Annotated in this window: 13 protein-coding genes; 8 read left to right on the forward strand and 5 right to left on the reverse strand. The window is 61.8% G+C overall.

The window, feature by feature from the left end:
- Positions 1–62: 62 nt before the first annotated feature.
- The 4 genes from aspA (at position 63) to NPS47_RS06330 (ending at position 4,868) form a co-directional block, all read left to right on the forward strand.
- Entirely contained in the window at positions 63–1,487 is a 1,425-nt protein-coding gene (aspA, locus tag NPS47_RS06315; RefSeq protein ID WP_045186229.1) for an aspartate ammonia-lyase, read from the forward strand.
- 163 nt (positions 1,488–1,650) lie between these two features.
- On the forward strand, positions 1,651–2,643 hold the full coding sequence (locus tag NPS47_RS06320; RefSeq protein WP_274294170.1) for an asparaginase: 993 nt from the start codon (positions 1,651–1,653) through the stop codon (positions 2,641–2,643).
- A gap of 58 nt (positions 2,644–2,701) precedes the next feature.
- Positions 2,702–3,694 (forward strand): AraC family transcriptional regulator, encoded by a 993-nt coding sequence (locus tag NPS47_RS06325; protein WP_274294171.1) that lies wholly within the window; start codon positions 2,702–2,704, stop codon positions 3,692–3,694.
- 142 nt (positions 3,695–3,836) lie between these two features.
- Positions 3,837–4,868 (forward strand): histone deacetylase family protein, encoded by a 1,032-nt coding sequence (locus NPS47_RS06330; protein ID WP_274294172.1) that lies wholly within the window; start codon positions 3,837–3,839, stop codon positions 4,866–4,868.
- A gap of 3 nt (positions 4,869–4,871) precedes the next feature.
- On the opposite strand, the gene NPS47_RS06335 is transcribed toward NPS47_RS06330, so the two are convergent.
- A complete protein-coding gene (locus NPS47_RS06335; protein ID WP_274294173.1) occupies positions 4,872–6,401 on the reverse strand; it encodes a PLP-dependent aminotransferase family protein in 1,530 nt (509 codons plus the stop codon).
- 90 nt (positions 6,402–6,491) lie between these two features.
- Here NPS47_RS06335 and NPS47_RS06340 point away from each other — a divergent pair, with 90 nt between their 5' ends.
- From NPS47_RS06340 to NPS47_RS06350, 3 genes are read left to right on the forward strand one after another with little or no spacing between them, the layout of a single operon-like run.
- Entirely contained in the window at positions 6,492–7,121 is a 630-nt protein-coding gene (locus NPS47_RS06340; protein ID WP_274294174.1) for an FMN-binding negative transcriptional regulator, read from the forward strand.
- Between the two features lie 11 nt (positions 7,122–7,132).
- Positions 7,133–7,579 carry a GNAT family N-acetyltransferase gene (locus NPS47_RS06345; protein ID WP_274294175.1) on the forward strand — a complete coding sequence of 149 codons (447 nt, stop codon included), beginning with the start codon at positions 7,133–7,135 and terminating at the stop codon, positions 7,577–7,579.
- 16 nt (positions 7,580–7,595) lie between these two features.
- Complete coding sequence (locus NPS47_RS06350; protein ID WP_274294176.1) at positions 7,596–8,261, forward strand: GNAT family N-acetyltransferase; 666 nt, start codon at positions 7,596–7,598, stop codon at positions 8,259–8,261.
- Positions 8,262–8,393: 132 nt separating this feature from the next.
- Here NPS47_RS06350 and oadA read toward each other — a convergent pair whose 3' ends face one another.
- Together oadA and NPS47_RS06360 are read right to left on the reverse strand one after the other, a co-directional pair.
- Entirely contained in the window at positions 8,394–10,202 is a 1,809-nt protein-coding gene (oadA, locus tag NPS47_RS06355; protein WP_274294177.1) for a sodium-extruding oxaloacetate decarboxylase subunit alpha, read from the reverse strand.
- An 11-nt stretch (positions 10,203–10,213) separates the two neighbouring features.
- Positions 10,214–11,629 carry an acetyl-CoA carboxylase biotin carboxylase subunit gene (locus NPS47_RS06360; RefSeq protein WP_045186243.1) on the reverse strand — a complete coding sequence of 472 codons (1,416 nt, stop codon included), beginning with the start codon at positions 11,627–11,629 and terminating at the stop codon, positions 10,214–10,216.
- 203 nt (positions 11,630–11,832) lie between these two features.
- On the opposite strand from NPS47_RS06360, the gene NPS47_RS06365 reads away from it, so the two are divergent.
- Positions 11,833–12,780, forward strand: coding sequence for a LysR family transcriptional regulator (locus NPS47_RS06365; protein ID WP_274294266.1), 948 nt, complete (start codon positions 11,833–11,835; stop codon positions 12,778–12,780).
- Here the strand turns inward: NPS47_RS06365 and NPS47_RS06370 are convergent.
- Both NPS47_RS06370 and hexR read right to left on the reverse strand, forming a co-directional pair.
- Complete coding sequence (locus tag NPS47_RS06370) at positions 12,722–12,940, reverse strand: PA3496 family putative envelope integrity protein (protein WP_274294178.1); 219 nt, start codon at positions 12,938–12,940, stop codon at positions 12,722–12,724. The two genes, NPS47_RS06365 and NPS47_RS06370, sit on opposite strands and share 59 nt — an antisense overlap.
- Positions 12,941–13,039: 99 nt before the next feature.
- Positions 13,040–13,906: a transcriptional regulator HexR gene (gene hexR, locus NPS47_RS06375; RefSeq protein WP_038616018.1), complete on the reverse strand. Its 867-nt coding sequence runs from the start codon at positions 13,904–13,906 to the stop codon at positions 13,040–13,042.
- Positions 13,907–14,002: the final 96 nt, after the last annotated feature.

Raw genomic sequence — 14,002 nt, forward strand, 5'->3', positions numbered from 1 at the left:
CGCAGGCCTAGGATTGGCGCCATTCCGGCATGTGCCGGGCCTAACTCGAGATGATATTTATCATGTCCGCTGCTGCATCGTTCCGCGTCGAAAAAGACCTGCTTGGCACCCTTGAAGTCCCAGCTGATGCCTACTACGGCATCCAGACCCTGCGCGCTGCCAACAACTTCCACCTCTCCGGTGTTCCGCTGTCGCATTACCCCAAGCTGGTTGTCGCCCTGGCGATGGTCAAGCAGGCGGCTGCCGACGCCAACCGTGAGCTGGGTCACCTGAGCGATGCCAAGCACGCCGCCATCAGCGAGGCTTGCGCCCGTCTGATCCGCGGTGACTACCACGAGCAGTTCGTGGTCGACATGATTCAAGGCGGTGCTGGTACTTCTACCAACATGAACGCCAACGAAGTCATCGCCAACATCGCGCTGGAGGCCATGGGCCACCAGAAGGGCGAGTACAAATACCTGCACCCGAACAACGACGTGAACATGGCGCAGTCGACCAACGACGCCTACCCGACCGCGATCCGTCTGGGTCTGCTGCTCGGTCACGACGCCCTGCTGGCCAGCCTCGACAGCCTGATCCAGGCCTTCGCCGCCAAAGGCAAGGAATTCGACCACGTACTGAAGATGGGCCGTACCCAGCTGCAGGACGCCGTGCCGATGACCCTGGGCCAGGAATTCCGCGCCTTCGCCACCACCATGACCGAAGACCTGCAGCGCCTGCGCTCGCTGGCGCCGGAACTGCTGACCGAAATCAACCTGGGCGGTACCGCCATCGGCACCGGCATCAACGCCGACCCTGGCTACCAGGCCCTGGCCGTACAGCGCCTGGCAACCATCAGCGGCCAGCCGCTGGTACCGGCTGCCGACCTGATCGAAGCCACCTCGGACATGGGCGCCTTCGTCCTGTTCTCGGGGATGCTCAAGCGTACCGCGGTCAAGCTGTCGAAGATCTGCAACGACCTGCGCCTGCTGTCCAGCGGTCCACGTACCGGCATCAACGAAATCAACCTGCCAGCGCGTCAGCCAGGCAGCTCGATCATGCCCGGCAAGGTCAACCCGGTCATCCCGGAAGCCGTTAACCAGGTGGCCTTCGCCATCATGGGCAACGACCTGGCCCTGACTGTCGCTGCCGAAGGCGGCCAGCTGCAGCTGAACGTGATGGAACCGCTGATCGCCTACAAGATCTTCGATTCGATCCGCCTGCTGCAACGCGCCATGGACATGTTGCGCGAGCACTGCATCGTCGGCATCACCGCCAACGAACAGCGCTGCCGTGAACTGGTCGAACACTCGATCGGCCTGGTCACCGCCTTGAACCCGTACATCGGCTACGAAAACGCCACCCGTATCGCTGCCATCGCCCTTGAAAGCGGCCGTGGTGTGCTGGAACTGGTCCGCGAGGAAGGCCTGCTGGACGAAGAGATGCTCAACGACATCCTGCGTCCGGAAAACATGATTGCTCCGCGTCTGGTGCCGCTGAAAGCGTAACCGATGCTGTAACACCGCTCACCAGGTCGAGGGACTAGACACCTCTCACCTTTTGAGGGCCCAGGGATCACTCCCCGGGCCCTTTTTTTATGCCTGTGGCATATCGTCGACAGCATGACGTACTGTGGGCAGCTAACTATAAGCCGCTCACGGAGACAGCCCCATGGCAACCGCCCATCCCGCTCGTAACATCATGGTGCTGTACACCGGTGGCACCATCGGCATGCAGGCCAGCGCCAACGGCCTGGCTCCGGCCTCGGGCTTCGAGCAGCGGATGCGCGAGCAACTGAGCGGACTTGCCGGTATCCCGCACTGGCGCTTCCGCGAAATGCAGCCGCTGATCGACAGCGCCAACATGACACCCCAGTACTGGCAGCACCTGCGCGCGGCGGTGATCGAGGCCGTCGATGAGCAGGGCTGCGATGCCGTGCTGATCCTGCACGGCACCGATACCCTCGCCTACAGCGCCGCCGCAATGAGCTTCCAGCTTCTGGGCCTGCAAGCACCGGTGCTGTTCACCGGTTCCATGCTGCCAGCCGGGGTTGCCGACAGCGATGCCTGGGAAAACCTGCTCGGCGCCCTGCAGGCTCTGGCCAAAGGCGTCGCTGCGGGCGTACAGCTGTATTTCCATGGCGAACTGCTCGAACCCAACCGCACCGCCAAGGTGCGCAGCTTTGGCCGGCACCCGTTCGTCACCCTCAAGCGCTTCGGCGGCGCAGAGAAACTGCAATCGTTGCCACGTGAACTCGACTATCGGCAGCCAAAAAAAACCGCCACGGTCGCGGTACTGCCACTGGTACCGGGCTTCGGCGCAGCGCTGCTGCTAGCGGCGCTCGACAGCGGTGCACAGGGCCTGATCCTGGAATGCTTCGGCAGCGGTACCGGGCCGGCTGACAATACGGATTTTCTCGATGCCCTGGCGCAAGCGCAGACACGAGGGGTGGTGGTGCTGGCAATCACCCAGTGCCATGAAGGCGGGGTCGAGCTGGATGTCTACGAAGCCGGCAGCCGCCTGCGTCAGGTCGGGGTGTTGTCCGGCGGCGGGATGACCCGCGAAGCGGCGTTCGGCAAGTTGCAACTGCTGCTCGGCGCCGGCCTACCGCTGGCAGAAGTACGCCGTCTGATCGAGCTGGACCTGTGTGGCGAGCTACGTTGAGCCCGGCAAGGCACGCATATTGCTCACTTGCCGGTAGCCCTTCAGCAGGAAGCCAGACATGCTCCACTCACACCTCACTACCCTCAACGCCGTGTCGTTGGTGCTCCAGGCCTTCAAGGATGACGACGTAGACGCTGCGGCGCTCCTCGACGGTAGCGGGATAAGCCCGGCGGACCTGGGCCGCGCCGACTCGCGCATCACCACCCGCCAGGAGCTGCTGGTGTGCGCCAACGCCGTGGCGCGGCGCCGTGAGGTGGGCCTGGAACTGGGCCGGCGCATGCATGTTTCCTGCTACGGCATGCTCGGTTACGCCCTGCTCTCCAGTGCCACCTTAGGTGACGCTTTGCGCCTGGCGATGCAGTACCCGGCGCTACTGGGAACACTTTTCCAGCTGCGCCTGATCGAAGACGGTGAGCGTATCTGGTTCAGCGCCAGCAATTATCGCGAAGACCCGCACCTGGCAGCGTTCAATGCCGAGTTCTGCCTGACCTCGTTGAAAGTCATCTGTGATGACCTGCTCGGGCAATCGCTGCCGCTGCTGGCGTCGCGTTTTGTCCATGCCGCCCCCGATTACCAGGCGCTGTACGCGGAAACCTTCGACTGCCCGCTGCACTTCGAAGCCAGCGACAACGCCTTTGCCTTCGAACGCCGCTGGCTGGAAATGCCCTTGCCCTTGGCCGACCAGATTACCCACCGGGCCATGAGCGAACGCTGCCGCCGGCAGAATCTGGAATTCACCGGTCGCCAGGCCTGGTTGGGGCGCATCCGTCAGTTGCTGCTCGATCAACTGGACGCCGCCCCCGGGCTGGAAGGCCTGGCAAAACAGATGAATTGCTCATCGCGTACCCTGCGTCGGCATCTGCAAGAGCTGGGCAGCAGCTACCAGCAGTTGCTCGACGAATTACGCTTCGAGCGCGCCAAGCAGTTGCTGACCGAAGACCAGCTGCCGATCTATCAGATTGCCGAAGCGCTGGGCTTCAGCGAAACCGCCAGTTTCCGCCATGCGTTTCTGCGCTGGAGTGGCGTAGCGCCAAGCCACTTCCGCGCCTGACCGGCAGGTAGTTCGCCGCGCGGGGGCGATATGCGGACAGCCAAACTGGCCATATCGATCCCCTTTTGGCCGTTCCCGCCGTTCTGCACCGGGGCCGCTCCATCAACAATGGAGCCATGCCAGTGACCCCGGAGAACAACAAATGCTGACAATCTATTCCGATGACCATCACCTTCACCACGGCCGCTGCGAACTGATTGACGGGCAACTGATGCCCTGCTTCGAAATGCCTTCGCGCGCCGACCATGTGCTGGAGCGGGTCAAGACCCGTGAACTGGGCCCGGTGCAAGGCCCTGCAGACTTTGGCCGCGCGCCCCTGTTGCGTGTGCACAGTGCCGATTACCTGAATTTCTTCGAGGGTGCCTGGCAGCGCTGGGCCAGCCTCGGCCATGACGGTGACCTGATGCCCTTCACCTGGCCGGCGCGCACCTTGCGCAGCATCAAGCCCAAAGGCCTGCATGGCGAACTGGGCTACTACAGCTTCGACGGTGGCGCGCCCATCACCGCCGGGACCTGGCAGGCCGCCTACAGCGCAGCGCAAGTCGCCCTCACCGCCCAGGCCGCAGTGCAAGCCGGTGCGCGCAGCGCCTTTGCCCTGTGCCGTCCACCGGGACACCACGCCGCCAGCGATGTCATGGGTGGCTACTGCTACCTGAACAACGCCGCCATCGCCGCCCAGGCGTTCCTCGACCAGGGCCAGCGCAGAGTCGCGATCCTTGACGTCGATTACCACCACGGCAACGGCACCCAGGACATCTTCTACCAGCGCAGCGATGTGTTGTTCGCCTCGATTCACGGCGACCCACAGGCCGAGTTCCCGTTCTTCCTGGGCTATGCCGACGAACTTGGCGAGGGCGAAGGTGAGGGCTACAACATCAACTATCCGTTGCCGGCAGGCAGTGACTGGCTTACCTGGGGCGCCGCCCTGGATCAGGCCTGCGAACGCATCGCTGCCTATGCGCCAGACGTGGTGGTGGTGTCGCTCGGCGTCGATACCTTCAAGGACGACCCAATCTCGCAGTTCAAACTCGATAGCCCCGACTACCTGAAGATGGGTGAGCGCATCGCCCGCCTCGGCAAACCGACCCTGTTCGTCATGGAAGGCGGCTATGCGGTCGAAGAAATTGGCATCAATGCCGTGAACGTACTGGAAGGTTTCGAAGCGGTTCGCTGATCCTCAACCACGCCAGGCACGCCGCAAGCGTGCCAGGGCGTCGGCAATCCGCGCTTCGTCCACCGCAGCGAAGCCCAGTACCAGTCCTGCGCGGTTATCCACAGGGGGCATCGAGTCAGGCAACCAGTAGTCGCTCAGGGCATTGAGCTCGACACCGACGGCCTCGGCCTGGGCGATCAGCTGTTGCTCGCGGGCATAACTGTCGACATCGATCTTCACATGCAGTCCCGCCGCAACCTCGGGCATCGGCCCGAGGCCGGGGATATCCACAGGCCAGCCCGCCTGCAACGCATTGCGCCGATTCAAAGCGGCACGTCGCACCCGGCGAATGTGTCGCTGGAAATGCCCCTGAGCCATGAACTGCGCCATCACCGCCTGTGTGCCGACCTCCGAATGCCTGACCGCCAACGCCCGGCAACGGGAAAAGGCTTGCACCAGTTGTTGCGGCAGCACCAGATAGCCCAGGCGCAAGGCGGGAAAGGCAATCTTGCCGAACGTGCCGACATACAGCACCCGCCCGCTGCGATCCAGCGCCGCCAATGGGGCCAGCGGCGCCCCGCTGTAGCGGTACTCGCCGTCGTAATCGTCCTCGATGATCCAGGCATCCTTGCGCTGCGCCCACTCCAGCAGTTCCAGGCGCCGGGCCAGGCTCATGGTGACGCCGGTGGGGTACTGGTGTGCGGGGGTCACATAACTCAAGCGGCACTGCGCCACATCGTACAGCGCAGCGCAGTCCAGTCCGTCATTGTCCACGGCAATGCCGCGCACTTGCGCCCCGGTCAGGGCGAAGGCATTACCGGCGGCACGATAGCCAGGGTTTTCCACAGCCACCACGTCACCCGACTCCAGCAGCAACTGTGCACAAAGGCTTATCGCCTGCTGCGCACCACTGGTGATCACAATTTGTTCAGCGGTGCATGAAAGCCCGCGTGATCGACGCAGATAGGTGGCAATCAGCTCACGCAGCTCGGTCTCTCCCGCCGGATCACCGTAGCCCAGCGCGGCTGGATCCGGGTTGCGCCAGAATCCCGCCTGCAGCTTGGCCCAAACGTCGAAAGGGAACAGATCAAGCGCCGGTAATCCGACACGAAATGCCCGCGGCGGGCCGCTTTTTGGCGCCGGTAAATGATGCTTTTCCAGCCGCTCCAAGGGGCCATTGTGGATAACATTACTGGATATAAACTCAGTATTTTCCAGCGATTTTGTGGATAACCCTGTGGAAAAACCCAGGGATAACCCTGTGGATACTTTTGTGGATAGTTTTGGCAGCTGACTCACGTAGGTGCCGTCACCGACCCGGCTTTCGATAAAGCCTTCGGCATACAACTGATCGTAGGCGCGCACCACGCTGTTGCGCGACAGCGCCAATGCCGCGGCCATGTCACGGGTGGCCGGCAAGCGTGTGCCGCTGCTCAAACGACCATCCAGCACGCGCAGACGCAGCGCCTGGTAAAGCTGACGGCTGAGCCCCTGGCGGCGGTCAAGGACAATACCCGTAGGGTCGAACGGCAACGCGAAAGGACGCACGCTCATGACAATGGACCTGTCAAATTAGCTGGAAATGGCTCTTACCATAGACCAATAGCCTGCCTAGGATTGAACCATTCGCCAAGGACAATCCTCATGTTCACACCTTCGAGCTACAAGGAAACCGACCTCAACCAACTGCACCGGCAGATCGAACAGACGCGCCTGGCCGTGCTGGTCACCCAGGGTGAACAAGGCCTGCAGGCCAGCCACCTGCCGCTGCTGCTGGATCGCAGCCAAGGCAGCAACGGTACCCTCTACGGCCACTTCGCCCGTGCCAACCGGCAATGGCAGGAACTGGAAAACGGTGCCGAAGCCCTGGTGGTGTTCGCCGGACCCGACGCCTATGTCAGTGCCGGCTACTATCCGAGCAAGGCTGAGGATCCGCGCACCGTACCGACCTGGAACTACCTGGCCGTACACGCCTGGGGCAAGGCCGAGGTGTATCACGATGCCGAGCGCCTGCTGGGCATCGTCCGGCGCCTGAGCGATCACCATGAACAGGCTCAAGCCAAGCCTTGGTCGGTGGATGAAGCGCCCGCCGACTACATGGCGACCATGCTCAAGGCGATTGTCGGCTTTGCCCTGCCCATCGAGCGCCTGCAAGGCACCCGCAAACTCAGCCAGAACCGTTCGGCCGTCGATATCGAAGGTGTGCGTACAAGCCTGGCCAACAGCACCGATCCCCTGGATAACCAACTGGCCGCAGTGATGCGCCGCTCTTGAAGGAATCTCATATGCCAACCGTTACGATCCGCCAGGTTACTGCCGATGACCACAGCGCCTGGCTGCCCCTGTGGCAGGCCTACCAACGCTTCTACGAAACCCGCATTGGCGACGAGGTGAGCGCCGTGGCCTGGCAGCGCATGCTCGACCCGAATGAGCCGACCAATGCCGCCCTGGCCTGGGTCGATGGCAAAGCGGTGGGCATGGTCCACTGGATCTATCACCGCTCGAACTGGAGCATCGAGAACGCCTGCTACCTGCAGGACCTCTATGTGCAGAACCAACAACGTGGCCTGGGTATCGGTCGCCAGTTGATCGAATACGTCTACGCTACGGCAAAGGCAGCAGGCTGCGCCAAGGTTCACTGGTTGACCCACGAGACCAACGCCACCGCCATCAGCCTCTACGAGCAGGTCGCCGAACGGCCCGGCTTCATCCAGTTTCGCAAACCGCTGTAAGCCCAGGAGCCATCACATGAGTGCACCGCTGAACTGGCACCCGGCAAAACGCCCGCAACCGACAACCTTGACCGGGCGCTTCATTCGCCTGGAAAAACTTGATCCGCGGCGTGACCGCGAAGACCTCTGGCAGGTGTTCCAGGGTCCCGATGCCGACCCGAAACTCTGGGATTACCTGGCCTACGGGCCGTTCACCGAGCGCGAAGATTTCGACCACTGGCTCGACAGCAATGCGGCCAGCAGCGATCCGTTGTTCTACAGCGTCATCGACAGTGCCAACGGCCAGACCCAGGGCATCCTCAGCCTGATGTCGATCGTGCCCGACCAGGGCCGTATCGAGATCGGCCACATTGCCTTTGGCGCGGCCATGCAGCGTACGCCCAGAGGCACCGAGGCGGTCTACCTGCTCGGCAAGCTGGCGTTCGAACTGGGCAACCGCCGCCTGGAGTGGAAGTGCAACAACGACAATGCCCGCTCCAAGCGTGCCGCCGAACGTTTTGGCTTCCACTTCGAAGGGGTGTTTCGCAAGCATATGGTGATCAAGGACAGGAATCGCGATACCGCCTGGTTCTCGATTACCGATGAAGAGTGGCCGGTAATTGCGGCGGGGTTCGAGCGCTGGTTGAGCGTCGACAACCAGAAGCCTGGTGGCCAGCTGAAAACCCTCGAGGCGTGCCGGTAGAAGCGGGCTTGTCCCGCGATGCGATGTGACTGACAACCTGCAATCGCGGGGCAAGCCCGCTCCCACCGAGCATAAAAAAAGGGGAGCATATGCTCCCCAGAGGTTAACCGCTTGTAGATGAGGGCCTGAAAATCAGCCTTCGATCTCGATCAGGATTTCGCCCGGGTTGACCCGGTCGCCCTTGGCTACATGAATGGCGGTGACCTTGCCGGCGATGTCCGCCTGCACTTCGGTTTCCATCTTCATGGCTTCGGTGATCAGCACCGGCTGGCCGGCTTTGACCAGGTCGCCTTCCTTGACCAGCACATCGACGATGTTGCCCGGCATGGTGGTGCTGACGTGGCCCGGTGCGCTGGCCTGCTTGCGCTTGCTGCTACCGCCGCCGACGAATTCGTTGAGCGGCTCGAACACCACTTCTTCCGGCATGCCGTCGATCGACAGGTAGAAGTGACGCTTGCCTTCGGACTTGACGCCGACACCGGTAATGTCGACGCGGTAGGTTTCGCCGTGGACGTCGATGACGAACTCGGTCGGCACGCCTTCGCCGCCGGCCGAGGCCACCTTGCCGGCTTCCGGAATCGGCAGCAGCACTTCAGGGGTCAGGGTGCCGGCTTCGCGTTCTTCGAGGAACTTGCGCCCGATATCAGGGAACATGGCGAAGGTCAGCACGTCTTCTTCAGACTTGGCCAGGTTGCCAATATCGGCACGCAGTTTGGTCATTTCCGGCTTGAGCAGATCTGCCGGGCGCACGTCGATGACTTCTTCGCTACCGATGGCCTGACGACGCAGGTTCTCGTCGACCACGCCCGGGGCCTTGCCGTAACCGCCTTGCAGGTACAGCTTCACCTCGTTGGTGATGGTCTTGTAGCGCTCGCCGGCGAGGACGTTGAAGAACGCCTGGGTGCCGACGATCTGCGAGGTCGGGGTCACCAGCGGCGGGAAGCCGAGGTCTTCACGCACCCGCGGGATCTCGGCCAGCACTTCGTTCATACGGTTGAGCGCGCCCTGCTCCTTGAGCTGGTTGGCCAGGTTGGAAATCATCCCGCCCGGCACCTGGTTCACTTGTACACGGGTATCGACAGAGGTGAACTCGCTTTCGAACTGGTGGTACTTCTTGCGCACGGCGTAGAAGTACAGGCCGATTTCCTGCAGCAACTCCAGGTCCAGGCCGGTGTCGAACTCGCTGCCCTTGAGCGCCGCGACCATCGACTCGGTACCCGGATGGCTGGTGCCCCAGGCAAAGCTGGAGATGGCGGTGTCGATGTGATCGGCGCCGTTCTCGATGGCCTTCATCTGGCACATGGCTGCCAGGCCGGCGGTGTCGTGGGAGTGGATGAACACCGGCAGCGACTGCTCGGCTTTCAGGGCCTTGACCAGCTCACCGGTGGCGTAAGGGGTCAGCAGGCCGGCCATGTCCTTGATCGCGATCGAATCGCAACCCATGGCTTCCATCTGCTTGGCCTGGGCCACGAAAGCGTCGATGGTGTGCACCGGGCTGGTGGTGTAGGCAATGGTGCCCTGGGCGTGTTTGCCGGCAGCCTTGACCGCTTCGATGGCCACGCGCAGGTTACGCACGTCGTTCATCGCATCGAAGATGCGGAATACGTCGATACCGTTGACCGCAGCCTTGGCCACAAAGGCTTTGACCACGTCGTCGCTGTAGTGGCGGTAGCCAAGCAGATTCTGGCCGCGCAGGAGCATCTGCAGACGGGTGTTAGGCAGCGCTGCCCGCAGTTTGCGCAGACGCTCCCACGGGTCTTCCTTGAGGAAGCGCACGCAGGCGTCGAAGGTCGCGCCGCCCCAGACTTCCAGCGACCAGTAGCCGACCTTGTCGAGCTTGTCGCAGATCGGCAGCATGTCTTCGGTACGCATGCGGGTGGCCAGCAGGGACTGGTGGGCGTCGCGCAGGATTGTGTCGGTTACAAAGATTTTCTTGGACATTATGGGGTTCCTCACAGGCCTGCGTGGGCGGCAATGGCGGCAGCGATGGCCAGGGCCAGCTCTTCGGGTTTGCGCTTGATCGAGTAGTTGGTCAGTTCCGGATGGCTTTCAACGAAGCTGGTATTGAACTGACCGCTGCGGAATTCCGGATTGCGCAGGATTTCCTGGTAGTAGGCGGCCGTGGTCTTCACCCCTTGCACGCGCATGTCGTCCAGAGCCCGCAGGCCGCGGTCCATGGCTTCTTCCCAGGTCAGCGCCCAGACCACCAGTTTCAGACACATCGAGTCGTAGAACGGTGGGATGGTGTAGCCGGTATAGATTGCCGTGTCGGTCCGCACGCCGGGGCCGCCGGGTGCGTAGTAACGGGTGATCTTGCCGAAGCTGGGCAGGAAATTGTTCTTCGGATCTTCAGCATTGATGCGGAACTGCAGGGCAAAGCCGCGGTGCTGGATGTCTTCCTGCTTGACCGACAGCGGCAGGCCCGAGGCAATACGGATCTGCTCGCGAACAATGTCGATACCGGTGATTTCTTCGGTGATGGTGTGTTCCACCTGCACCCGGGTGTTCATCTCCATGAAGTACACCTCGCCATCGGCGAGCAGGAACTCCACGGTACCGGCGTTCTCGTAACCCACCGCCTTGGCTGCGCGCACCGACAGGTCGCCGATATAGGCGCGCTGTTCCGGGGTCAGTTGCGGGCTTGGGGCAATTTCAATGAGTTTCTGGTTGCGGCGCTGGATCGAGCAGTCGCGCTCGAACAGGTGCACAACGTTGCCGAAGCTGTCACCGAGGATCTGCGCCTCGATGTGTTTCGGGTTGACGATGCATTTTTCCAGGAACACTTCCGCTGAACCGAAGGCCTTGGTGGCCTCGGAGATCACGCGGGGGAATGCCTGTTCCAGTTCTTCGCGGCTGTTGCAGCGACGAATACCGCGACCGCCACCACCGGAGGTGGCCTTGAGCATCACCGGATAACCGATGCGGTCACCTTCCTCGAGCGCTTCATGGATGTCGGCAACGTTGCCTTCAGTGCCCGGGGTCACCGGCACACCGGCCTTGATCATGCTGCGACGGGCTTCGGTCTTGTCGCCCATACGGCGAATGACTTCGGCGGCCGGACCAATGAACTTGATCCCGCGTTCAGCGCAGATGTCCGCGAGTTCAGCGTTCTCCGACAGAAAACCGTAACCGGGATGCAGCGCATCACAACCGGTTTCCACTGCCAGGTTCACCAGCTTGCGCGGGTTCAGATAGCCGGCCAGCGGCTCGGCACCAATGCTGTGGGCCTCGTCTGCACGCTTGACGTGCAAGGCATGGCGGTCGGCGTCGGAGTAGATCGCCACGGAGCGAATGCCCATCTCGGCGCAGGCACGCACGATCCGAACTGCGATTTCACCCCTGTTGGCGATCAGGATTTTTTTTATCACTGGAGTATTCCCAAGGCCGCTAGAACAAACGAGCCGGCACCGCCGGTCGGCGCGTGACCAATCGTCGCTGGCCAGTCGCATCTTTACCCTAGCGCTGTCTCTGGATAAACAAAAATCAATATTTATTAGGGTGTGCATTAGCAAAAGCTTATAGTGCTGTTACAAGGTTTTGCCGGGATGTGGAAAAAATGCGTAAGTCATTGATGCGTATGACATTGCGTCAGTTGCAGATCTTCAATGAGGTCTGTGATTTGCGTTCCTACAGCCGGGCGGCCGAGGAGATGAACCTCACACAACCCGCCGTTAGTCTACAGATCCGCCAGCTCGAAGAGCTGGTCGGTCAGCCGCTGTTCGAGTACGTCGGTAAAAAGCTCTACCTGACCGAGGCTGCCGAAGCCCTGCAACGCGCCAGCCGCGACATCTTCGGTCGCCTGGAAAGCCTCGACATGCAGCTTTCCGACATGCAGGGCTCGTTGCAGGGGCAGTTGAAGCTGGCGGTGGAATCCAGCGCCAAATACTTCGTCCCGCATCTGTTCGCCGCCTTCAAGCGCCTGCACCCTGAAGTCAATCTTACCCTCACCGTGGTCAACCGCGCCCAGGCCATCCGTCGCCTCTCGGACAACCGTGACGACCTGATCATCATGTCGATGGTACCCCAGGACATGGGCCTGGAATTCCTGCCGTTCCTGAACAATCCGATTGTCGCCGTGGCACCGCCGGATCATCCCTTGTGCAAGCTGGAAACGCTGCGCTTGCAGGATCTGGAGCCGCATACCCTGCTGGTTCGTGAGCAAGGTTCAGGCACCCGCAAGGCCTGTGAGGAGTACTTCAAGGACAAGCGCGTGCACTTCACCCAGACTCTTGAGGTTGCCTCGGCCGACGCCCAGCGCGAATGCGTGATTGCCGGCCTGGGCATTGCCCTGCTGACCCGTCATGCGCTGAACCTGGAACTGGCTACCGGGGTGCTGCGCGAGTTACCGGTCGAAGAGCTGCCGCTGTACCGCAGCTGGTGCGTGGTGCAGGCCAAGGCCAAGCGGCAATCGCCGGTGGCCTTGGCCTTTCTTGCGTTCATCCGCAGCGAACGCACGCAAATCAGCGGGCTTGTTGAGCGTTTTTCGGGGCGTTTGCCGCAGATACCTGCCACACACTGACGGCTTGGATGTCGGGGTAATCGGCGATTTCCTGAAGCAGGCGGCGCTGTTCGGAGTAGCTTTCGATCGCGCGGCGGTACTCCATGCGGCGCTGATCTTTCTCCTGCTGCTTGCGGGACTTGGCGTTGGGTTGATACGAGCCATCGAGTTCACGAGCCATTGCATATCTCCCTGATCGAGTGCGGGAGCTTCAGCCTGACTACGCGGCGTTACGATTTGGCGGCATGCCAATGACAAATCGGTGAAACAGCAGCCTGGCTCAGTCGTCCATCGCCTTGATCGACTTGGGTGACAGGCGCAGGCTGCGCAAGCTGCGTTTGACGCTCTTGAGGTGATTGACCAGGCTCGGGCCGCGCGCCATGGCCACCCCCATGGCGAGCACATCGATCACCACCAGGTGGGCAATACGCGAAGTCAGCGGGGTGTAGATTTCCGTGTCTTCGTGCACATCGATCGCCAGGTTGACGGTCGACAGCTCGGCCAGCGGTGTCTGGCTCGGGCACAGGGTAATCAGGGTGGCACCGCTTTCACGCACCAGATTGGCGGTGATCAGCAGGTCCTTGGAGCGCCCTGACTGGGAAATGCAGATCGCCACATCACCCGGCTTGAGGGTCACTGCCGACATTGCCTGCATGTGCGGGTCGGAATACGCCGCTGCCGTGAGCAGCAGGCGGAAGAACTTGTGCTGGGCATCAGCCGCCACGGCGCCGGACGCGCCAAAACCATAGAACTCGACACGTTGCGCCTGGGCCATGGCCGAAACCGCCCGTTGCAGGGCCTGAGGGTCGAGGTGCTCGCGCACTTCCATCAGGGTATGCAGGGTGGTGTCGAAAATCTTCAGGCTGTAATCGGCGACCGAGTCGTCTTCATGAATGGCGAACTGGCCAAAACTGGCACCGGCCGCCAGGCTCTGGGCCAGCTTCAGCTTGAGGTCCTGGAACCCGGAACAACCAATGGCTCGGCAAAAGCGCACGATGGTCGGCTCGCTGATACCAACGCTGTGGGCAAGATCGGCCATGGAGCTGTGCATGACGGCTGCGGGATCCAGCAGCACGTGATCGGCAACTTTGAGTTCCGATTTGCGTAGCAGATGGCGCGACTGGGCGATGTGTTGCAACAGATTCAAGGGCAGGACTCGGTTATGATCGACTGACCGGGTTGTAGCTTTCTTGTAGTTATACTACATGACCGGCGACCCGCCCAGCTAAACGAACCAGGAGAG

Origin of the sequence: Pseudomonas putida, from assembly GCF_028682475.1 — a bacterium.
Classification (GTDB): Bacteria; Pseudomonadota; Gammaproteobacteria; order Pseudomonadales; family Pseudomonadaceae; genus Aquipseudomonas; species Aquipseudomonas putida_AG.